Origin of the sequence: Comamonas suwonensis (assembly GCF_012844455.2) — a bacterium.
Classification (GTDB): domain Bacteria; phylum Pseudomonadota; class Gammaproteobacteria; order Burkholderiales; family Burkholderiaceae_C; genus Comamonas; species Comamonas suwonensis.
This window is the reverse complement of record NZ_JABBCQ020000002.1, coordinates 182,405-204,130: the sequence shown is the minus strand read 5'-3', so window position 1 is coordinate 204,130 and position 21,726 is coordinate 182,405. Positions and strand designations below refer to the sequence as shown.

General features: G+C 58.9%; 13 protein-coding genes and 3 tRNA genes. 11 read left to right on the top strand and 5 right to left on the bottom strand.

Going from position 1 to position 21,726, the window contains the following annotated elements; translation table 11 throughout:
• The first annotated feature begins 351 nt into the window (after positions 1-351).
• Both HF327_RS03050 and HF327_RS03045 read left to right on the top strand, forming a co-directional pair.
• Positions 352-4,233 (top strand): DUF748 domain-containing protein, encoded by a 3,882-nt coding sequence (locus HF327_RS03050; protein ID WP_169106832.1) that lies wholly within the window; start codon positions 352-354, stop codon positions 4,231-4,233.
• A gap of 215 nt (positions 4,234-4,448) precedes the next feature.
• Positions 4,449-7,118, top strand: coding sequence for a DUF349 domain-containing protein (locus HF327_RS03045; RefSeq protein WP_169106831.1), 2,670 nt, complete (start codon positions 4,449-4,451; stop codon positions 7,116-7,118).
• 169 nt (positions 7,119-7,287) lie between these two features.
• Here the strand turns inward: HF327_RS03045 and HF327_RS03040 are convergent.
• From HF327_RS03040 to HF327_RS03030, 3 genes are all read right to left on the bottom strand, one after another.
• Positions 7,288-7,372, bottom strand: a tRNA-Leu gene (locus tag HF327_RS03040).
• A 141-nt stretch (positions 7,373-7,513) separates the two neighbouring features.
• Positions 7,514-7,598: transfer RNA gene (locus tag HF327_RS03035), tRNA-Leu, on the bottom strand.
• 141 nt (positions 7,599-7,739) lie between these two features.
• Positions 7,740-7,824: transfer RNA gene (locus tag HF327_RS03030), tRNA-Leu, on the bottom strand.
• Positions 7,825-7,885: 61 nt separating this feature from the next.
• Between HF327_RS03030 and rnr the strand changes: the two genes are divergently transcribed.
• Positions 7,886-10,810 (top strand): ribonuclease R, encoded by a 2,925-nt coding sequence (gene rnr / locus HF327_RS03025; protein WP_407927017.1) that lies wholly within the window; start codon positions 7,886-7,888, stop codon positions 10,808-10,810.
• A gap of 174 nt (positions 10,811-10,984) precedes the next feature.
• Here rnr and HF327_RS03020 read toward each other — a convergent pair whose 3' ends face one another.
• Complete coding sequence (locus HF327_RS03020; protein WP_169106829.1) at positions 10,985-12,559, bottom strand: NAD(P)H-hydrate dehydratase; 1,575 nt, start codon at positions 12,557-12,559, stop codon at positions 10,985-10,987.
• Between the two features lie 98 nt (positions 12,560-12,657).
• Positions 12,658-14,046 (bottom strand): amidase, encoded by a 1,389-nt coding sequence (locus tag HF327_RS03015; protein WP_169106828.1) that lies wholly within the window; start codon positions 14,044-14,046, stop codon positions 12,658-12,660.
• A gap of 227 nt (positions 14,047-14,273) precedes the next feature.
• Here HF327_RS03015 and rpsB point away from each other — a divergent pair, with 227 nt between their 5' ends.
• The 8 genes from rpsB to rseP all read left to right on the top strand — a co-directional run bounded on the left by rpsB (position 14,274) and on the right by rseP (position 21,719).
• Complete coding sequence (gene rpsB, locus HF327_RS03010; protein ID WP_169106827.1) at positions 14,274-15,026, top strand: 30S ribosomal protein S2; 753 nt, start codon at positions 14,274-14,276, stop codon at positions 15,024-15,026.
• Positions 15,027-15,134: 108 nt separating this feature from the next.
• Positions 15,135-16,025, top strand: coding sequence for a translation elongation factor Ts (gene tsf / locus HF327_RS03005; RefSeq protein ID WP_169106826.1), 891 nt, complete (start codon positions 15,135-15,137; stop codon positions 16,023-16,025).
• Between the two features lie 93 nt (positions 16,026-16,118).
• A complete protein-coding gene (pyrH, locus tag HF327_RS03000; RefSeq protein WP_169106825.1) occupies positions 16,119-16,841 on the top strand; it encodes a UMP kinase in 723 nt (240 codons plus the stop codon).
• A gap of 36 nt (positions 16,842-16,877) precedes the next feature.
• Entirely contained in the window at positions 16,878-17,438 is a 561-nt protein-coding gene (frr, locus tag HF327_RS02995; protein WP_099736387.1) for a ribosome recycling factor, read from the top strand.
• Between the two features lie 24 nt (positions 17,439-17,462).
• Positions 17,463-18,200, top strand: a complete 738-nt coding sequence (gene uppS / locus HF327_RS02990) for a polyprenyl diphosphate synthase (RefSeq protein WP_169106824.1) — start codon at positions 17,463-17,465, stop codon at positions 18,198-18,200.
• Positions 18,201-18,214: 14 nt separating this feature from the next.
• On the top strand, positions 18,215-19,072 hold the full coding sequence (locus HF327_RS02985; RefSeq protein ID WP_169106823.1) for a phosphatidate cytidylyltransferase: 858 nt from the start codon (positions 18,215-18,217) through the stop codon (positions 19,070-19,072).
• Positions 19,069-20,247 carry a 1-deoxy-D-xylulose-5-phosphate reductoisomerase gene (gene ispC / locus HF327_RS02980; RefSeq protein ID WP_169106822.1) on the top strand — a complete coding sequence of 393 codons (1,179 nt, stop codon included), beginning with the start codon at positions 19,069-19,071 and terminating at the stop codon, positions 20,245-20,247. The genes HF327_RS02985 and ispC overlap by 4 nt, the downstream gene beginning before the upstream one ends.
• 101 nt (positions 20,248-20,348) lie before the next feature.
• Positions 20,349-21,719: an RIP metalloprotease RseP gene (rseP, locus tag HF327_RS02975; RefSeq protein WP_169106821.1), complete on the top strand. Its 1,371-nt coding sequence runs from the start codon at positions 20,349-20,351 to the stop codon at positions 21,717-21,719.
• Positions 21,720-21,726: the final 7 nt, after the last annotated feature.

The window sequence follows — 21,726 nt, the reverse complement described above, 5'->3', positions numbered from 1 at the left end:
GCGGCAGGGACCACACCCTCCTTGACCGCGAAAGACGGCCCCGGTCTTGTACCGGCCGTGAAGCCCGGAATGACGGTTTTGACCGCTTCCGGGCTTTGTCGTTTCTGGGCGGTTGTTGCCTGTCGCCATATGCCGCGCATTGTTTGCATTTCTCTGTGATTTCAAGAGGTGCAAGGCATGGCCTGTGGCGCAAACTTCTCCTAGGAAATCTTCTTGTTCTCTATTTATATATAGAGCGCTGTTTTTCAAGGCCGCAAGTCGCGCAAGGTACAGTTGTCCCATGGCGTGTGATGCGCCTTTTTTCTGAAAGCCGGAGGGGCTTTCAGCCTTTGCTTGAATAAAAAAATACCCATGTCATTGCTCACATCGAATCGCTGGTTGCGCCGACTGCTCGGGTCTGTTCTTGTGCTCTTGCTGCTATGGCTGCTTTTGTGGGCCGTGGTGCCTGTCGTGGCCAAAAGCCAGCTGGAAAAACAGGCTTCTGACAAGCTCGGTCGCGGTGTGCATGTGGGAAAGATCGAGTTTTCGCCATGGGCGCTGTCCATCACCTTGCATGATCTGGTGATTGATAAAGCGATTAAAAAAGTAGCTGCAAGCGCTGATTCAGAAAGCGCTGAAGGCCAAAAAGACCTTGAATCTGCCGCCCAGCCCCAGCTGGAAATCAAGCGCATCTTTGTCAATGCCAGTGCGCAGTCTCTGTTCAGGCTGGCCCCTGTGCTGGATGCCATTGAGGTCGATGCGCCGGTGGTGCGCCTGACCCAGCACTCGCTGGGCAAGCTCGATATTGATGATGTGATCACCAAGCTCTCCGAGCCCAAGGACGAAGAGCCGTCCAAGCCGGTGAACTTTGCGCTCTACAACATTGCGTTGCGCGATGGCCGTGTTGAGCTCAATGATGAGTCTGTGCAGCGCAAGCATGAACTCAAGGGCTTGCAGCTGAGCATTCCTTTCATCAGCAATCTGAAGTCCAAGCGCGAGATCAAGGTCTTGCCACATCTGGCATTTGACCTCAACGGCAGCCAGTTCGACACCTCGGGCGAAAGCACGCCGTTTACCGATAGTCGCCAGACGGCAATGACATTGAAGTGGGGCAAGATCGATCTCACCCCCTATCTGGGCTATGTGCCCGCCAGCGTGCCGGTTCTGCCGCGTTCAGGTGTGCTGGATACGGACTTGCAAATTCGCTTTGAAGCAAAAGACCAGCCGGTGGTGAGCGTCAGCGGCAAGCTGGCCTTGTCGGGTGTGGAGTTGCAGGATCGCCAGAATGCGCCGCTGCTGAGCTTCGAGGCGCTGGAAGTTCAACTCAAGAACGTGCAGCCGCTGCAAAGCCAGATTGCGCTGGAGTCAGTGCGCTGGGTCAAGCCTGAGGTGCACGCCAGCCGTAATGCGCAAGGCGTGATCAACTGGCTGGGCTTGAACACGGCTGCGGCTCCTGCCGAGCCGCAGGCGCAAGCATCGGTAGAGGCGGCTGGCAAGGCGGAAGCAAAGGCTGAAATGCCTGCCAAGCCTTTGACAGTCATCGTGCAGCAGTTCGATATTGATAGCGGAACCCTGCATTGGCAAGACCTTGCAGCAGGCACCAAGCCTGCGGTCCTGACCCTGGCGCCGCTGGCCGTGCAGGTCAAGAACATTGCCTGGCCCATGAGTGAGCCGCTGAATCTGACGGCAACGGCTGGCCTGCATTCTGGCGAGCAAGCCAAGGCCGATGGCGCTGCCCAACTGGTGTTAGATGGCCAAGCAACGGTGAAGGACGGCAAGCTCAAGCTGAAACTGAAGCAGCTGCCGCTGCAGTGGGTACAACCCTATATTGAGGCGCACTTCAAGCCGCAGCTGAGCGCCACACTCAATACCGAGGCTGAAGTCTCCTGGGGTGAGGGCGGTGTAATGGCGCAGGTGGCAGAGCTGACTGCAGACAAGCTGCAGCTGCAAGACAAGCTGGCCCCTGTCGCGGTGGAACAGATCAAAGTTAGCGGCGTCCAGGTCGATCTGGCTGCGCAGCTGGTGCAGGTGGAGTCGATTGCCGTGCAAAAACCCCAGCTGGCCGCGCTGCGTGATGCACAAGGCCATTGGATGTATGAGCGCTGGTTGCCAGCGCCGGGAGCCAAGGCGGCAAAGCAGGGTGCGAAGGCTGATAAAGCAGAGCAGGGCAGGCCTTGGTCCGTCAAGCTGGCTGCGATAGCGGTAGATGGCGGTGTGGTGCAACTCCGCGATGCCGCGCCTGTGCAAGGGCAGAATGCGCAGCCTGTGCAGCTGGATGTGAGCGCGCTGCGTGTGCGACTGGGCGCTTTCGAGCCGCTGGCGACCAAGGCCGCGCCTACGCCGCTGGAAGTATCGGCACAGCTGGCTGCCAATCGCCGGGTACAGGCGGGCAACCTTCAGTTCAAGGGCCAGTTCGGCCTGACGCCTGTGTCTGCCCAAGGGCAGTTGCAGGCCCGCGCTGTGCCTCTGCATGCGTTTGAGCCTTACTTCGGCCACAAACTCAATGTGGATCTGATTCGAGCGGACGGCAACTTTAGGGGCAAGGTCAACTATCTGGCCCATGCCAAGGGCCCACAAGTCGCCGTGCAGGGCGATGCGGAACTCAACGACCTGCGCATGCGCTCCACCCTGGCTGCGCCCGTGCAGGAGGAGGCAGGCAAACCCACTACGGCCAAGGGCGCGTTGACGGCGGTTCTCAACGATTCCACAGCGGACCGCGCCAAGGCCATGGCGGCCAGAACGGGTCTGGGGCTGGGCGATGATTTGCTGGCCTGGAAGACGCTGGCCCTGCGCGGTCTGGATCTGAATATGCAGCCTGCTCAGCCGCTGCGCGTGAGCGTGCGCGAGACGGCGCTGAGCGACTTTTTTGCCCGCGTTATCGTGCAGCGCAACGGTCGTATTAATCTGCAGGATATTGTGAAGACCGAAAAGTCCGAGCAATCCGTGGTGCAAAACGAGCAGAGTAACGCGAAAGTGGCCGCGGGTGAAAAGCCTGAGGGGAATAAGGCCGTGGTTGTGGCTGAACCTGCCAAGCCTGCAGAGAGCGGCCCTGCGCCTGTCATCAAGGTTGGCCCCATCGTGCTGACCGGTGGCAAGGTGCAGTTCTCTGACTATTTCATTCAGCCCAATTACTCGGCTGATCTGAGTGAGCTGAAAGGTCGTTTGAGCGCTTTCTCGTCTGAAGCGCCTGTAGGCCAGGCAGAGCCGCAAATGGCGGATCTGGAGATCAAGGGCAAGGCGCAAGGCACGGCGACGCTGGATATTGGCGGCAAGATCAACCCGCTCGCCAAGCCGCTGGCACTGGATATCCGTACCCAGATGAATGACCTAGAGCTGTCGCCGCTGTCGCCTTACTCCATCAAGTACGCGGGCTACGGCATTGAGCGCGGCAAGCTGTACATGGATGTGACCTACAAGGTGCAGCCTGATGGGCAGCTCACGGCATCCAATAAATTGGTGCTGCGCCAGCTGACCTTCGGCGACAAGGTTGAAAGTGCTCCTGCATCGCTGCCTGTCAAGCTGGCCGTGGCCTTGCTGTCTGACCGCAATGGCGTGATTGATCTGGATGTGCCGCTGAGCGGCTCGCTCAACGATCCTCAGTTCCGTCTGGCGCCCATCGTCTTCAAGGTGCTGGGCAACATCATCATGAAAGCCGTGACTGCGCCGTTTGCATTGCTGTCGGGCGCGTTCTCGGGCGGCGATGAATCCGGTGGAGTGAGTTTTGCTCCGGGCAGTGCGCAGCTTGATGCCAAGGCCAAGGATCAACTGGCCAAAATCGTCAAATCGCTTAATGACCGTCCGGCACTCAAAATGACGGTGGTGGGGGAGGCGCGTGAGGTGGAAGACAAGGAAGCCTGGAAATCGGTTGAGCTCGATAGGCTGCTGCTGGCCCAGAAGCGCCGCGCAGTCATCCGTGATGGCAAGAGTGGTGACGAGGTGTTTGAGATCAGCGATGCCGAGCGTCCCGCGCTGCTCAAGGCGGTTTACGGCCGCGCCGACATCAAAAAGCCCCGCAACATGGTCGGAATGGCCAAAGAGCTTCCCGCCGACCAGATGAAGGCCTTGCTGGTGGCCAGCATCGCCGTGCCAGATGACGCCATGCGTGAGCTGGCGCTGGCACGTGGGGTGGCGGTGCGTGACTATCTGTCCACCCAGCAGCTGCCTCTGGAGCGTCTGTTTCTGGGCGCTCCCAAGCTCGATGTGAAGGATAAGGACTGGACGCCGCGCGCTCAGCTGAGTCTGTCTGCACAATGAAAAAAGCAATGCGAAATCCTTTGTGATTTCGCATTTTTTGGCTTGCCTTTAAATAAAGGCGAAAATACCGCTTTGTCCAAGCATGAAGATGCTTGGACTTGCGCTTGGAAAGCCTGCCCTCATGTGGGTTGGCATTGGTCTGTTGCAGCGTTGACTGCGAGGGCCTCCAGGCATTTTCTGACCCCTACATGACATCTATCTCTCCTAGCAGCACCATGTCTGATGCATCTGAAGTGAACCCGGCCTCTGCCAAGAATTCTGAGCAACATCCGCTGGATGCATTGACAGGTGGTGCTTTCTCCGCCGAAACCTCGGGTGATCGCGCTGCGCGCATCCGCGATTGGCTGGCCACTCAACCCACGGTTGAGCAACTCCAAGACGTTCACAAGGAACTGAGCAAGGGCGACAAGAGTGCCGCCCGCGCCGTGCGTGAGCGTCTGGATGAAATCCGTCGCACTGCCAACCAGGAAAAAATTTCTGTGGAATGGGCCGAAAAGGCTCAGGCCCTGCTGGCTGCCGTGCCTTTCGATGCTGCCGCCGCTGCCGCATGGCAGCGTGACGCGGCCAAGGCGGGTGCCGCTCTGTCGCGTGAGCCGCTGTCGCAGTTCAAGGCCCAGCTGGCCGAGCGTGTGAAGGCTGTGGAAGACCTGCAGCACCGCACGCAAGTGCAGCGCGAAGTGGCCTTGCTGCTGGCTCAGCGCATCGAAGTGCTGTCCACCAAGTCCTGGAAAGACGCCAAGTCCGTGCTTGAGGCACTGGGCGCGGATGTGGCCCGCTGGCAAGACCAGGCCAAGGAACTGACTGGCGACGCCAGCTGGACCAGCGTGGATAGCCGTTTCCCTCCTCAATTGGAAGCAGCATCTGCACAGCTGGCACTGGTTTGGGATGCTTTTCAGTCTGCACTGGCTCAAACCGAAGCGTCTGCCGCTGACGAAACTGCTCCTTTGCCTTCCGTCCCCGTCTGGGCCGATGAAATCCGCGTGGCCCGCGGCTTGCCACCCGAAGCGGCCGCTGCTGAAGCTGCCAAGCCCGCAGCGGCTCGTCCTGCGGCTGGTGGCCGTGGCAAGCCTGCTCCTGAGCAGGTCGAAGCTGCCAAGGCCGGTCTGAACCAGGCTCTGCAAGCGCTGAAGGCTGAAACGGCTGCTGGCAACAGCAAGGCAGGCTCTGAAGCGGTGCAAGCCATGCGCGCTGCCATCAAGGCTCATGGTCGCTTTGTCGACGAGGCTCTGGTCAGCGAAGTGCACGAAGCCCTGATCGCCGCCGGAGAAGCTACTGGTTGGCTGCGCCAGAACGCGGACAAGCTGCGCGAAGAGCTGGTGGCCAAGGCTGAAGCCATGCTCAACCGTCCAGACGGTCAGGTGCTGGGTGGCCGCAAGATTCAGGAAACCCTGCGTAACCTGCGTGAGCAGTGGAAGCTAGCCGACCAGGGTGCCATGGCTAACCATGCGCTGTGGAAGAAGTTTGACGAAGCCTGCAACGCAGCCTACAAGGTGGTTGAATCCTGGCACGACAAGATTCGTCAAGACAGCACCGAAGCCAAGACTCAGCGTCTGGCTCTGGTGGAAGAAATCAAGGCATGGGCTGCTGAAAACGCCGCCAGCCAGGACTGGAAGAACATGCTGCGCGCGCTGCGCCAGTTTGGTGAGCGCTGGCGCGAAAGCGGCCATATCGGCGAAAAGCTGTTTGCTGAGCTGCAGCCGTTGTTCAAGCAAGCGATGGCTGCTGCCGAAGCGCCTTTGCAAGCTGCACAAAAGGCCAGCCTGGAGCGCCGCCACGCCATGATTGATGAGGCAACGGCTCTGGGTGAAGCTGCCAGCCTGCGCATTGATGCTGTCAAGGCGCTGCAGCAACGCTGGCAAGCCGAAGCACAGGTGGTGCCTCTGGATCGCAAGCATGAGCAAAAGCTGTGGGATGCATTCCGCAAGCCTCTGGACGATGCCTTCAACCGCAAGAGCGTGGAGCGTGGTTCGCGCGCGCCAGCTGTTGAATTGTCTGAGCATGATCGCCGTGTGATGGAGGCTTCCAAGTCTGTGGAAGTCGCCAACGCCAGCGGTGATGCGCAGAAGATCCGTTCGGCTCTGGCCGAGCTGGAAGCGGCCATCAAGGCTCAGCCTGCTGCCGCTGCTGCTACCAATACAGAAGAAAAACAAGCGCAAGCCCAGGCAGATCAAGCGCCTGAAGCTACTGAAACAGAAGCAGTTGCAGAAACTCCTGTGGCCGCCAAGCCTGCTCGCCCCGTGGTGGCAGTGCGCGGTGATGACCGTCCCGGCATGAAGAAGGAAGCGGCTCCTGCCGCTGGTGGGCGTCCAGGTGATCGCCGTGATGGCGGTCGTGGTCGTGACGGTGCTCGTGGTGCTGATCGCGGCGGCCGTGATGGCCGTGACACAGGTCGTGGCCCGCGTGAATTCATCCGTGAGGATCGCGGTCCACGTCTGGCTGATCCGGCCTTCCGTGCTCAACGCGATGCGGTCGAGCATGCTCAAGAAGCCCTGCGCAAGCTGGCAGCTCAAGCCCATGGCGAAGCGCTGACACAACTGCTGGGTGCCTGGCAAGCGCGTGATGCAGAGCAACTGCCGTCGGCCCAGCAGCTGGGTGGAAAAGTAACGGCTCCTGTGCGCACTTCATGGTCTGCCGCTGTGGTTGCTGCTCCTAAGGGCAATGCCGCTGAAGCGCTGCTGCGCCTTGAAATGGCTGCCGATGTGCATACACCTGCTGACCAGCTGAACGCCCGTCGTGCGCTGCAGCTGCAGATGTTGACGCGCCGCAATGAGGCATCGCCCCAGCAGACATGGGGTCAGGACGTGGCAACGGTGCTGTCTAGCACCAGCGACGAGGCTTCTGCCCGCCGCCTGCAGACTGCGCTGAAGCAACTGCTGCGCAAGTAAGGAATGGCTGCTGCTGCCCGCTGTGGCGGTAGCAAACGCCAAATTAAAAAAGGGGAGCCATCAGGCTCCCTTTTTCTTTTGTGGCTCAGCGTGTTGTAGAGGCTGAGTTCAAGGGGCATTGGGGTAAACGAAAAAGCCGTTGCATTTGCATGCAACGGCTTTTTGTATTTGGTGCCCAGAAGAGGACTCGAACCTCCACGATGTTACTCGCTAGTACCTGAAACTAGTGCGTCTACCAATTCCGCCACCTGGGCTTTCAGAGTGATTGAATTATATAGCGGGAAAACCAGCACTCAGGCGATTTGCTGCGCTTTTTCCAAAAAATGTAGGTTCGGGGAAAAGGCAGGCAACAAACGAAAAAGCCGTTGCATTTGCATGCAACGGCTTTTTGTATTTGGTGCCCAGAAGAGGACTCGAACCTCCACGATGTTACTCGCTAGTACCTGAAACTAGTGCGTCTACCAATTCCGCCACCTGGGCTTTCAGAGTGATTGAATTATATAGCGGGAAAACCAGCACTCAGGCGAGTTGCTGCGCTTTTCCGAAAAAATGTACGGTCGGAGAAAAGGCTGGCGGGAAACGAAAAAGCTGTTGCATTTGCATGCAACAGCTTTTTGTATTTGGTGCCCAGAAGAGGACTCGAACCTCCACGGAGTTACCCGCTAGTACCTGAAACTAGTGCGTCTACCAATTCCGCCACCTGGGCATCTCAGGAAAGACATAGATTGTATATCAAGAAAATGAACCCTCGCGAAAAAGTTGCCGGTATGAATGAAGAAGTTTTGGGTACTGTGCAGGGCCACCGCGACGGGCATGGTTTTGTCGTTCGTGACGATGGCGAGCGTGACATTTACCTTTCATCCAGCGAGATGCGTGCGGTGCTGCACAAGGACAAGGTTCAGGTGCGCATTGCGCGTCAAGATCACCGTGGCCGTCCCGAAGGGCGTGTGCTGGAAATTGTGGAGCGCCCCGATCAGCCCATCATTGGTCGTTTTTTGCAGGAGAGCGGCGTGTGGCTGGTCGCCCCTGAAGACAAACGCTACGGTCAGGACATTCTGATTCCTGCCAAGGCCACAGGCTCTGCCAAGGTCGGGCAGATCGTAGTTGTGAAGCTGACAGAGCCGCCTGCGCTGTTTGGTCAGCCCGTGGGCCGCATTGTTGAAGTGCTGGGTGAGGTTGATGACCCCGGCATGGAAATTGAAATTGCGGTGCGCAAATACGGCGTCCCGCATATTTTTTCAGAAGCTTGTCTGGAGCAGGCCAAGGCCTTGCCCGAGAAGGTGCTACCCGCCGATCACGCCGGGCGTATTGACCTGACCGATATTCCTCTGGTCACAATCGACGGCGAAGATGCGCGCGACTTTGACGATGCCGTGTATTGCGAACCTGCCAAGGTAGGTAACAGCAAGGGTTGGCGTCTGCTCGTAGCGATTGCGGATGTGAGCCACTATGTGACCACGGGCAGCGCCATTGATATCGATGCCTACGACCGCGCGACCAGCGTCTATTTCCCGCGCCGCGTGATTCCTATGCTGCCGGAAAAGCTCAGCAACGGGCTGTGTTCGCTCAATCCGGATGTGGATCGTCTGTGCATGGTCTGCGATATGCTGATCACGTCGCAGGGCGAAATTCACGCCTATCAGTTTTACCCGGCGGTCATGCACAGTCATGCGCGCTTTACCTATACCGAGGTGGCGGCTATTTTGGCCAATACCCGTGGTCAGGAAGCTGCCAAGCGCAAAGACCGCATGCAAGATTTGCTGAATCTGTATGGCGTCTTCCAGTCCCTGCTCAAGGCGCGCGAAGTGCGCGGTGCGGTTGACTTTGAGACCACAGAGACGCAAATCGTCTGCGACGATAACGGCCGTATTGAAAAAATCGTGCCGCGTACCCGCAATGATGCGCATAAGCTGATTGAAGAAGCCATGCTGGCGGCCAACGTCTGCAGTGCTGACTTTATCGACCAGAGCGGTCAGCTGGGTCTGTTTCGTGTGCACGACAAGCCTTCGATGGAGAAGCAGGAAATCCTGCGTAACTATCTCAAGGCCATGGGTGTGAGCATGAGCATCAGCGAGAACCCGACCACAAAGGAGTTCCAGCAGATTGCCGCGGCGACCAAGGATCGCCCTGACTCCCAGCAGATTCACACCATGCTGCTGCGCTCCATGATGCAGGCCTTCTATACGCCGGAAGGCTCGGGTCACTTCGGTCTGGCGTTTGAGGCTTATACCCACTTCACCAGCCCGATTCGTCGCTACCCCGACTTGCTGGTGCACCGTGTCATCAAGGCTGAGCTGAACGGCACGCACTACAAATTACCTAACTTGCCAGCGCCGGGTGAGGCTGAAGCCAAGATGGCCAAGCGCCTCGCGTCGCGTGTGGTTGCTCCCGATCAAAAGCCGCGCAAGAAGCGCTCTGCAGCCAAGGATTTCCAGGCTTGGGAAGCTGCAGGTCTGCACTGCAGTGCCAATGAGCGCCGCGCCGATGAAGCCAGTCGTGACGTGGAAGCCTGGCTCAAGTGCAAATACATGCGCGAGCATCTGGGTGAAGAATTCTCGGGCGTGGTTTCTTCGGTCACTACCTTCGGTATCTTTGTGACGCTGGACGCCATGTATGTGGAAGGGCTGGTGCACATCACCGAGCTGGGTGGCGATTACTTCCGCTTTGATGAGGCGCGCCAGGAGCTGCGCGGCGAGCGCACCGGTGTTCGTTACGGCATTGGCGCGCGAGTGCGCGTGCAGGTCAGTCGTGTAGATCTGGATGGCCGCCGCATCGATTTCCGTCTGCTCCGCGACGGGGAAGATGCCCCTGTGTCATCGACCCGTGGCAACAGTGCAAGTGGTGTCGGCAAGAGCAACGGCAGTGCTGGTCATGGCGGTGGTGCTCGTACTCAGGGCAAGGATGACGGCCGTGGTCGCCGCGAAAACCGTGGCGGACGCGATGGTCGTGATGGCCGGGATAACCGTGAGCCACGTGCACCGCGCGATGAGCGCGGTAGTGGTGACAAATGGAGCCGCCGGGATGCCAAGTCCAACCGTGCGCAGCGCAATGCCGCCCAGTCGCCCGCACCGGCGCGAGCCCCGGAGCAGAACAAGAGCTGGAAAGATCGCAAAGAGGCTCAGAAGCCTTTGCACGAAAGTGTGAATCTGGCGGCGCTGGAAGCTGAGTATGACCGCGAGCGTCGGGCGATCAAGTCTGCATCTGTGGTGGTGCAGCCTCCTGCCCCGGCAGCGGTGCCCGCCCCCGTGGCCAGCAAGCCGCGCAAAACTGCGGCTAAGGCTGCGAAGAAGGTTGCCGCTAAAGTAGCCGACGAGACGGTAGTTAAGCCGGTGGATAAGGCAGAGGCGAAACCAACAAGCAAGTCCGCGCCTAAAAAGAAGGTTGCAGCTTTGCTTGCGCCTTCTGCTCCTGTGGAGTCCGCTGCCTCTGCGGAACCTGCCAAGGCCGCTAAACCTGTGAAGGCAGCAGCCAAGGCAACCGCTAAAACGGCGGCGAAGACTTCTACCGGCGAGACTAAAAAAGCCGCTGAAAAAGCGCCTGCTAAAACGCCTGTGAAGGCGGTGGCAAAGCCTGTGGCTAAGGCGGCTTCAGCCAAGGCAGCTTCAGCCAAGTCGGCTGCTGTCAAAGCGGCACCGGCCAAGGCCAAGCCCAAGCCTGCAGCCAAGACCAGCAAACGCAAGACAGAGTCTTAATCGGTCCTGTATTGATAGCTAAAAGGCCTTGCCAGATAACGGTGAGGCCTTTTTTTTGTTCAGTGCCGTAAACACAATCCTTGATGCAGCGCTGCTTTGTTTGGTCATACTTTTATGCCGCCTGCGGCTTCGCGGCTTGTCGCAACCGCAAAGCTTGGCTTTGCGGGGGCGCTCTTACTGCGCGAGGTGCATGGCCAGTGCGCCGGCGCTGAACGGTCGATCTGCAGGCCATTGATCTGCGGTGTGACCGTGTTTAAAGGCGCCCTGAATCGCCGCTTCGTCAGCATTGCTGCCTTGTGCCCACAGAGCGCCGATCAGCCCGGCAAGCACATCGCCTGTGCCGCCTGAGGCCAAGCGGGCGTTGCCGCTGGAATTGACCCAGATTTTCCGCTGTGCATTGGCAATCACCGTGCCCGAGCCCTTGAGTAGGGCTGTGCACTGAAATTTTTGCGCCAGTTGCAGGCAGGCCTGCAGGCGATGGGCTTGAATGGCTGTGGTGCTGGTTTGCAGCAGGCGCGCGGCCTCGAGTGGGTGGGGTGTCAATATTGTGGGTTGCTGGCGTGCTGCGCGTGCAGTCAACTGCTGGGCCAGCGCAGGGCTGGCGGCAATGGCGTTGAGTGCGTCGGCATCCAGTACCAGCTGCGGGGCTTGCCCCAGTATGTGCGGAAGCCATGCTTGCACGGCTTCGCCACCTCCGCAGCCGCAAACCACCGTAGGCTGGCTCCAGTCTTGTGCAGATGGCCGGCGCAGCATGATTTCTGGCCAGGGGGGAATGCCTTGCGGTGCGTGCTCGTCCAGCAATGCCAGCATGACTCGGCCAGCTCCGCTGTGCAGGGCTGCAAGAGCAGCCAACCAGGCTGCGCCCGTCATGGAAAGGCCACGCTGGCTAAGGCCTTCGCCGCCCAGCACGGCTACATCACCAAAACTGCCTTTGTGGCTGGTGTGTTGGCGAGGCTTTGCTTGCAAATTGGCAATGGTGCTGAGATGTGCCACGGGTTGAGTAGTGGATGCGTCCGCCTGATGGCTGGCAATGCCGCAACCCAGGTCATTCCACCAGATTTGCCCGCAGGCATCTCTGCCTTGTGCTGTAAACAGGCCGGGCTGCAATGTCAGCAGAGCCAATGTGTGGCGCGGGCTTGGGTTGCTCATGGCGTGGGGGGCAAACTCCGGCAGATATTGACCGGTGTTTGCATCAAGGCCTGAAGCAATGTCTAGGCATAGTACCGGGCAGACGGATTGGGTGACTTGCTTGAGTAATTGCTGCAGGCGCTGGTCTGCGTCTGAGGGTTTACGGTCGGCGCGATGATGAATGCCTATGCCCAGTAGCGCATCTATGCACAGGTCTTGCGGGCTCAGGTCGCTGGGGCAGTTGCTGACCCATTGCACGCCCGCTTGCTGGGCCTTGTGCCATGAGATTTGTGCATCTGCGGGCAGTTGGCTGGGCTCGCGCACCTGGCTGACCATGATGCGCGTGTGAGGTAGCCTCACTTGGAGTTGGGTGGCAGCCTCAAACCCGTCGCCGCCGTTGTTGCCGGGGCCGCAGGCAATCCAGATGCGCTGCGCATGTGGGGCGAGGGCCATGGCCAGTCGTGCAATGGCAAGGCCTGCGCGCTCCATCAAAGTGTGGGGTGGCAGTCGGCTTGCGCAGGCTTTCTCTATCTGGCGGGTGGCTGAGGTGTTGAAAAGCGGCCAGCCTTGATTCTCTGATATGGAGGTGGGAGGGGCGTCGAGAGAGGAAATGCGCAGCATGATTTGAGCATAGCGTCAGGCTGCGAATTTCTGAAATTTGATGTGTTTTATGCCGCTAGTGCTTTGCTGATAAGCGCTAGCAGCTATCAAAAAAGTAGTTAATTGGGATTCAAAACCGCCTCGATGCCTGCGCTGATGTTCAGCACGTCATCGTCGTGCAGGGCTGCGTGCCAGACCATCAGGCCCATGGGGAGTTCGTCTGGCTGGTGGCAGGGCAATGATAGTGCGCAGCCATCCAGCATGTTGACCACGCTGGTGTTGCGCAGCAGCAGTCCGTTGACGCGCACAAACTCCTCATCACGCTGGGCATCGGCTGCGGCATCTTTGCCATCGGCGGGAGCTACCGAGGCAATGGTGGGCGCAACAATAGGGGTGGTGGGCGAGAGCAAAGCGTCATAGGGGGCGATGGCGCTTTGCATCCGGGCGATCCAGTTCTTGCGGGCCGCCAGCAAGTCCAGGTAGTCGGCTGCGCTCATGCGAGCGCCGCGCTCGATACGGGATCGCACGCGTGGGTCGTACAGCGCAGCTTTATCGGGGTCTTGCAGAAAGTGGCGGTGCCAGGCATAGCTTTCAGTGGGCGAGAAACCGCCGATGGCGTTGACGCGGTCCAGCTCATGCAGCTCTGGCAGATCAATCCACTCAATTTGCGCACCAGCGGCTTGCAACTGCGCAATGCTGCGCTCAAAGGCGCTGAGAACAGCGTGCTCGATGTCGTCAAAAAAAACGGCGCGGGGCACGGCCAAGCGCCATTGGCTCAGGCTGCGATCATTCTTGGCGACCTTGCGGTCGGCCAGAACTTCATGAATCAGCACGGCATCGCGCACGCTGCGGGTCAGGGCGCAGGCCGTGTCTAGTGTGGGGGACAGAGGTACGGTGCCATCGGTGGGCACCAGGCGCGCCGTGCTTTTGAAACCCACCAGGCCATTGAGCGCGGCGGGAATGCGAATGGATCCGCCAGTGTCTGAGCCAAGGGCAGCCCATGCAGCTCCGCTGGCGACGGAGACTGCTGCGCCAGACGAAGATCCGCCTGGAATGCGCGCCGGGCGCGAGGGTGCCAGTTGCGGGTTGGCGGGGTGGCGGGCATCGAGTGCGGCGGGTGTGCCAAAGTGCGGGTTGACGCCCATGCCTGAGAAGGCGAACTCCACCATGTGTGTGCGACCGATGATTGCGGCACCTGCCGCAATCAGGCGGGCAACGGCGGCGGCATCGGTCTGGGCTGCGGGCGCATCCTGCAGCACGCGTGAGCTGGCTGCGCTGGTTGAGTCCTGGGTGTCAAACAAGTCCTTGATGGAAATAGCCAAGCCCGCCAAAGGGGCTGCGGGGGGCGTTTCTGCGGCTGCCCAGCGGGCTTTGTCAAAAAATGTCTGACTGAAAACATGGGCGCACAAAGGGCTTTGCGCGGCTGTAATGCTCATTTGCATGAGGTTTGAGGCGCTGTTGCGGCCTTCGCGAATCTCAAGAGCTGCGTGACTGAGGTCGAATTGCATGGCAGTGTGCTAAAATTTTGCGGCTTTGCTAAGGGTTAGTCCGTGAGGGGTAACTTGAAAAGCTCTGGGAGTGATTGATGCAGCGGCGCTTTTGCCTGCTACAGCACTTGCTTTCAGGTCAGCAAGGCAAATAGCAAACCGGCCTATTCAAGGTGTTGCAGCTTCCCGTTCATGGGGCGCTGCAATCGTTGGGCCGGATTTTAGACCCAACCTTTGAGGTAATTAACATGGCAGTAACAATGCGCGAGATGCTGGAAGCCGGCGTCCACTTTGGTCACCAAACTCGTTTCTGGAATCCCAAGATGGCTCCGTTCATCTTCGGTGCCCGCAACAAGATTCACATCATCAACCTGGAAAAGTCGCTGCCGATGTTCCAGGACGCCCAGAAGTTCGTCAAGCAATTGACTGCTAACGGCGGCACCGTGCTGATGGTGGGTACAAAGCGTCAAGCCCGTGAAGTGGTTGCTGAAGAAGCGAAGCGCGCTGGCGTGCCTTTCGTTGACCAGCGCTGGTTGGGCGGCATGCTGACTAACTTCAAGACCGTGAAGACCTCTATCAAGCGTCTGAAGGACATGAAGGCTCAGCAGGAAACTGGCCTGGAAGCTATGTCCAAGAAGGAACAGCTGATGTTTGTTCGCGAACTGGAAAAGCTGGAGAAGGACATCGGCGGCATTCAAGACATGAACGGTCTGCCCGACGCCATCTTCGTGATCGACGTGGGTTTCCACAAGATCGCTATCGCTGAAGCCAAGAAGCTGGGCATTCCTCTGGTCGGCGTGGTTGACACCAACCACAACCCCGAAGGTATCGACTACGTGATCCCCGGTAACGACGACTCCGCCAAGGCAGTCGAGCTGTACGCCCGCGGTATCGCTGACGCGATCCTGGAAGGCCGTGAAGCCCGTCTGAACGACGTGGTGAAGGCTGCTGCTGGTGACAACGGCGACGAATTCGTGGAAGTGGAAGCATCCGCCGCCTAAGCGAAGTCCGGCTGCGCGACCGCATCGCGAAAAAAAGCGGGGCTCTAAGTAGCCCCGTTTTTTTAGCCGAAATCCTGTAACGAATCGAACTGATACTGGAGAAATACGATGGCAATTACTGCAAGCATGGTCGCTGAACTGCGCGCCAAGACCGACGCCCCCATGATGGAATGCAAGAAGGCTCTGACTGAAGCTGATGGCGATATGGCCAAGGCTGAAGAGCTGCTGCGCGTCAAGCTGGGTACCAAGGCTGGTAAGGCGGCTTCCCGCGTGACCGCTGAAGGCGTTGTGACTGCTTTCATCGACGGCGGCAAGGGCGGCTTGATCGAAGTGAACAGCGAAACCGACTTCGTGTCGAAGAATGACAGCTTCCTGGCCATGGCTAACGCCGCTGCCAAGCTGGTCGCTGAAAACAACCCCGCTGATCTGGAAGCTCTGGGCGCTATGGCCTACGAGCAAGACGGTTTCGGCCCCACTCTGGAAGACGTGCGCAAGGGCCTGATCGGCAAGATCGGCGAAAACATGTCTTTCCGCCGCTTCAAGGCCTTCAACGGCTCCGTGGCTGCTTACGTGCACGGCACACGCATTGGCGTGGTTGTCGAGTTCGAAGGCGACGCTGCTGCTGCCAAGGACGTGGCAATGCACGTGGCCGCCATGAAGCCCGTGGCTCTGACTTCCGCTGACGTGCCTGCCGATCTGATCGCCAAGGAACGCGCTGTGGCTGAAGCCAAGGCTGCTGAATCCGGCAAGCCTGCTGACATCGTCGCCAAGATGGTTGACGGTTCCGTGCAGAAGTTCCTGAAGGAAGTTTCCCTGGCTGACCAGGTCTTCGTGAAGGCTGCTGACGGTAAGCAAACCGTGGCTCAGATGCTCAAGGCTGCCAACACAACCGTGAAGGCATTCACCATGTTTGTGGTGGGCGAAGGCATTGAGAAGAAGACTGACGACTTCGCTGCTGAAGTGGCTGCCCAAGTGGCTGCAGCCAAGGCTGGCGCTTAAATCTAAGCCTTAGCAACAATCGCGGCCTTGAGCCGCGATTGATTTATTCCCCTCCCGTTTTCATACTTATTTAATTTCCATCGGAGAAACACCATGTCCAACGCCAAACCAGCTCACAAGCGAATTTTGCTCAAGCTGTCGGGGGAGGCGTTAATGGGAGATGACCAGTTCGGCATCAACCGTGCCACGATCGAGCGCATGGTGTCTGAAATCGGGGAAGTGACCAAGGTGGGTGTGCAAGTCGCCGTAGTGATCGGTGGCGGCAATATCTTCCGCGGTGTGGCAGGTGGCTCGGTCGGCATGGACCGCGCAACGGCCGACTATATGGGCATGCTGGCAACCGTGATGAATGCGTTGGCTCTGGCGGATGCCATGGACAAGCAGGGCATGACTGCCCGTGTGATGTCTGCGATTGCGATTGAGCAAGTGGTAGAGCCCTATGTGCGCCCCAAGGCGCTGCAGTACCTCGAAGAGGGCAAGGTTGTGGTGTTTGCCGCTGGTACAGGCAACCCTTTCTTCACCACCGATACAGCCGCTGCGCTGCGCGGTGCCGAAATCGGCGCTGAAGTGGTTCTGAAGGCCACCAAGGTGGATGGCGTGTACACGGCCGATCCCATGAAGGATTCCACAGCGACTCGCTACGACAAGCTGGCTTTTGATGAAGCCATCTCCCGCAATCTGGGCATCATGGACGCTACCGCTTTTGCGCTGTGCCGTGACCAGAAGTTGCCAATCCGCGTGTTCTCCATCGTCAAGCCTGGCGCACTCAAGCGCGTGGTCATGGGTGAAGACGAAGGCACTCTGGTGTACGCTTGAGCGTTTGCCGCCTACTGCCCGCAAAGGAACAAGAACATGACGATTGCTGAAATCAAAAAGAACACTGAAACCAAGATGGGTCAATCCATCGAGGCTCTGAAGAACAATCTTTCGCGCGTGCGTACAGGTCGCGCCAATCCCGCACTGCTGGACACGATTCACGTGGAGTACTATGGCTCCATGGTGCCCCTGTCTCAGGTGGCCAATGTGTCCCTGCTGGATTCGCGCACCATCAGCGTGCAGGTCTGGGAAAAGCCCATGGGTGCCAAGGTGGAGAAGGCCATTCGCGAAAGCGATCTGGGCCTGAATCCCGCTTCGCTGGGCGACCTGATCCGCGTGCCCATGCCTCCCATGAGCGAAGAGCGCCGCAAGGAAATGACCAAGCTGGCTCGTAACGAAGGCGAAAACTCCAAGATTGCGATTCGCAATCTGCGTCGTGACGCCAACGAAAGCGTGAAGAAGCTGGTCAAGGACAAGGAAGCGTCTGAAGATGATCAGAAGCGTTCTGAAGCGGACATTCAGAAGATCACCGACAAGCATATTGCCGAGATCGATGCGCTGGTGACTGCCAAAGAGCAGGACATCATGGCGGTCTGAGGCTTGGCCACAGGACTTGCACTTTTGACATCCTCAAAAAACGGCGCGGTTCCGCGCCATATCGCCGTCATCATGGATGGCAATGGGCGGTGGGCCAAGCGCCGACTGCTCCCGCGCCTTGCGGGTCACAAGCAGGGCGTGGAGTCCCTGCGCCGCTGTGCTCGCGCTTGCGTAGAGCGCGGCGTGCAGGTTCTCACGGTATTTGCGTTTTCTTCCGAGAACTGGAATCGTCCGCAGGAAGAGGTTTCTGGACTCATGAGCCTGCTGGCATCGGCTCTGGCCAAGGAAGTTGCGCAACTCAGTCGTGACGGCGTGCGTCTGTACTTCGTGGGTGACCGTCAGGGTTTGAGCGACAAGGTGCGCGCAGGCCTGCAAGAGGCGGAGCGCACCACCGCGCACAATACGCGCCTGATTCTCAATGTGTGCTTCAACTACGGCGGTCGCTGGGATATTGCCCAGGCCGCGCAAAAGCTGGTGGCACAAGGCATGGAGCTGACGCCCGAGAATCTGGACCGAGCCATGGCTTTGGCGCATGTGCCGGATCCGGATCTGATGATTCGCACCGGCGGCGAAACCCGCATCAGCAACTTTCTGCTCTGGCAGGCTGCCTACACCGAGCTGTTCTTTAGCAATGCCCTGTGGCCCGAGTTTGACGAGGCTGCGTTGGATGAGGCTATTGCGGTGTTCAGTGGTCGTGAACGGCGTTTTGGCCAGACTTCAGAACAAATTCAACCATCGTCCGCCGTCCCTCAGACGGCTTAACTACAAGAGGTGCCATGCTCAAGCAGCGCGTCATTACCGCCTTGATTTTGCTGGCAATCCTGTTGCCCGCATTGTTTTATTCGGGCAGCAGCGTGCCATTTGCCGTGTTGATGCTGGTGTTCATGGCAGCCGGTGCCTGGGAGTGGGGGCACCTCAACGGTTTTGGGCAGGGAGGTTCTCTGGTTTTGGGAGCCGTCTGCACGGCGATGTGTGCAGGCTCCTGGTGGGCGGGCTGGCTTGACCAGTCTCTGACGACGGTCTGGCTGATTGCTGGTGCTCTGTGGGTGCTGGGTGGCGTGCTGATGCTGCGTGCAGGCGTGGCCGGCTGGCCGCATATCCCGCCTGCCGTGCGACTGGTGGGCGGTGTGCTGGCTCTGTGGTTGTCGTGGATGGCAGTCGTTCAGGCGCGCAATATTGGCATCAATTACCTGATGTCGGTGCTGGTGCTGGTCTGGGTAGCCGACGTGTTTGCCTATTTCGCGGGCCGCACCTTCGGCCTCAAATTCACCAAGAACAAATTGGCACCCTCCATCAGTCCCGGTAAAAGCTGGGAAGGGGTGTGGGGCGGCATGCTGGGGGTGATTGTTCTGGCTCTGGTCTGGAGCTGGGCTGATCGCCACTATGGTGCCAGCGTTCTCAGTTTCTATTCGGTACTGCAGTCGCGCGGGCTTTGGTTCCTGCTACTGGCCGCAGTGTTTATGGCTGCGATGAGTGTGGTGGGCGACCTGGTCGAATCCCTCATTAAGCGCAGCGTTGGTGTCAAGGACAGCAGCGGCTTGCTGCCCGGCCATGGTGGTGTCCTGGATCGCATTGATGCGCTCCTGCCCACGCTGCCGTTGGCGATGATGCTCTCATCCTTTGTGCATCCATGAAACAGAAAATCACGGTTCTGGGTTCTACCGGTTCTATCGGAACCAATACCCTGGATGTGGTGGCGCGCCACCCTGAACAATACGAAATTTTTGCCTTGAGCGCTTCCACGCAAGTGGATCTGATGCTCAGGCAATGTGTCCAGTTCAAGCCGCGCTTTGCGGTGATGGCGAGCGCTCCTCATGCGCAGCAGCTGGCTGAGGGAATCAAGCAAAACGGGCTTGTAACGCAAGTGCTGCAAGCGCAAGATGCTCTTGAAGTCATAGCGTCTCATCCCGATGTCGATGCCGTAATGGCCGCGATTGTGGGTGCAGCCGGTCTGGCACCCTGTCTGGCTGCGGCCAAGGCGGGCAAGCGCCTGATGCTGGCGAACAAGGAAGCGCTGGTCGTGGGCGGTGCGCTGTTCATGGACACCGTCAAGCGCCATGGCGCGACGCTGCTGCCGATTGACAGCGAGCATTCGGCCATCTTCCAGTGCCTGCCTGAAGACAGCAGCACCTGGGCTGATCGCGTTGATTCCTTATTGCTGACCGCATCCGGTGGTCCGTTCCGCCAGCGCGATCCAGCAACGCTGTCTCAGATTACGCCCGAGCAGGCCTGTGCTCACCCCAATTTTTCCATGGGTCGCAAGATCTCGGTGGACTCTGCCACCATGATGAACAAGGCGCTGGAAGTGATCGAGGCGCGTTGGTTGTTCGACATAGCACCCGAGAAAATCAAGGTCGTCATCCACCCGCAGCAGATCGTGCACTCCATGGTGCAGTTCAAGGATTCATCGGTGCTGGCGCAACTGGGCACACCCGATATGCGCGTGCCCATTGCCTGTGGTTTGGCCTGGCCAGAGCGCATTGCCAGCGGGACGCCTGTGCTTGATTTTGCCAGGCTGGCTGCGCTGACCTTTGAAGTGGCTGATGCCCAGCGCTTCCCCGGTCTGCACCTGTCCTGGCAGGCGCTGCGCGCACCTGAAGGTACAACCACGGTGCTGAATGCGGCCAATGAAGTCGCGGTGGCTGCATTCCTGGATCGCCGCTTGTCGTTTGATCGCATTCATGCAGTGAATTTGCAGACGCTTGAGTCTGTCCAGCCCGGCCCAGTCTCCACTCTGGAAGACTTGATGGCTCTGGATGCGCGTGCGCGAGAGCGCGCTGGTGTTATTGCCCAGCAGTGGGTTTGCTGATCTGCTGCACAGTATTGAGTAAGTGCAAGGTATACGTGGGCGGCGATTGAACTTGCCGCCTATTGAGCACTCCAAACTGACATTCAAATAAAGGAGTTCAGGTGCTGCTGACTGTTGTCGCTTTTGTTGTGGCTCTTGGAATTCTGATCGCGGTGCACGAGTGGGGGCACTATCGCGTGGCCGTCGCCTGTGGTGTCAAGGTATTGCGCTACTCCGTGGGTTTCGGCAAGCCTTTGCTGAGCTGGACCAGTAAAAAATCTGGCACCGAATATGTGGTGGCTGCACTGCCGCTAGGTGGCTATGTGCGCATGCTCGACGAGCGTGAAGGCGACGTAAAGCCCGAAGAAAAACACCTCGCTTTCAATAACCAACCCTTGCGCTCCCGTGCACTCATCGTGGCTGCGGGGCCTGTTGCCAATCTGGTGCTGGCCGTTGCTTTGCTGGCAGCGGTGAATTGGCTGGGCATGAGCGAGCCTGCTGCGCGACTGGCGGCTCCACCTGCTGGGTCGTTGCTGCAAACGGCGGGCGTGCAGAGCGGTGAGTGGGTGCAAAGAGTCTCTGTCGGTGGTCAGGAATGGCAGCCTGTGCGCGCCATGGGCGATTTGCGCTGGTTGGTGACCACGGCGGCGATTGAAGGCGAGTCGCTGCAGCTGGAAGTAGTGCGGCAACCGAATGGCGCTGCACGCGTGGTGCCGTTGAATCTTGCCGCTTTGCAGCAAAAAGAGCCCGATGCCGCTTTCTTTGAAAAAATAGGTTTGCAGGGTGCCTGGAGCAGCCCGGTCATTGAAGATGTGGTTGCAGGTGGCCCGGCGGATAAGGCAGGGCTGAAGAAGGGCGATGTCATCATCAGCATCAATGACCAGCCAGCACTGGATGGAGCGCAGGTGCGCGCTGCCATTCGTGCTTCTGGCGCAGAAGGTCATGTCGATGCGCAGGACTGGGTCATCGAGCGGGCCGGGCAGCGCCTTTCCTTGCAGGTTCAGCCCGAGATGCTGCCTGCCAAAGAAGGCCAGCCTGCAAGCGCCCGTGTGAATGCGTTTATCGGCAGCCAGCCAGAGATGGTTCAGGTGCGCCGTGGCTTCTGGGATGGTTTGGGCGCTGGTGTGCAGAAGACCTGGGAGCTGTCTTCCATGACGCTGCGCATGATGGGGCGCATGGTGATTGGCCAAGCCTCGCTCAAGAATATCAGCGGCCCTTTGACGATTGCCGATTATGCTGGCAGGTCTGCCAGCATGGGTCTGGTTCAGTACTTGTCGTTTCTCGCGCTCATCAGCATCAGTTTGGGCGTTCTCAACCTGCTACCATTACCCGTTCTCGACGGTGGGCACCTGATGTATTATCTTTGGGAAGGCGTGACGGGGCGGAGCGTCTCCGATGTCTGGGCCGAAAGGCTGCAACGCGCAGGCGTGGCAGTAATCCTGTTGATGATGTCAATCGCCTTTTTCAACGATATCAATCGGCTCTGGGGCTAACTTTTAC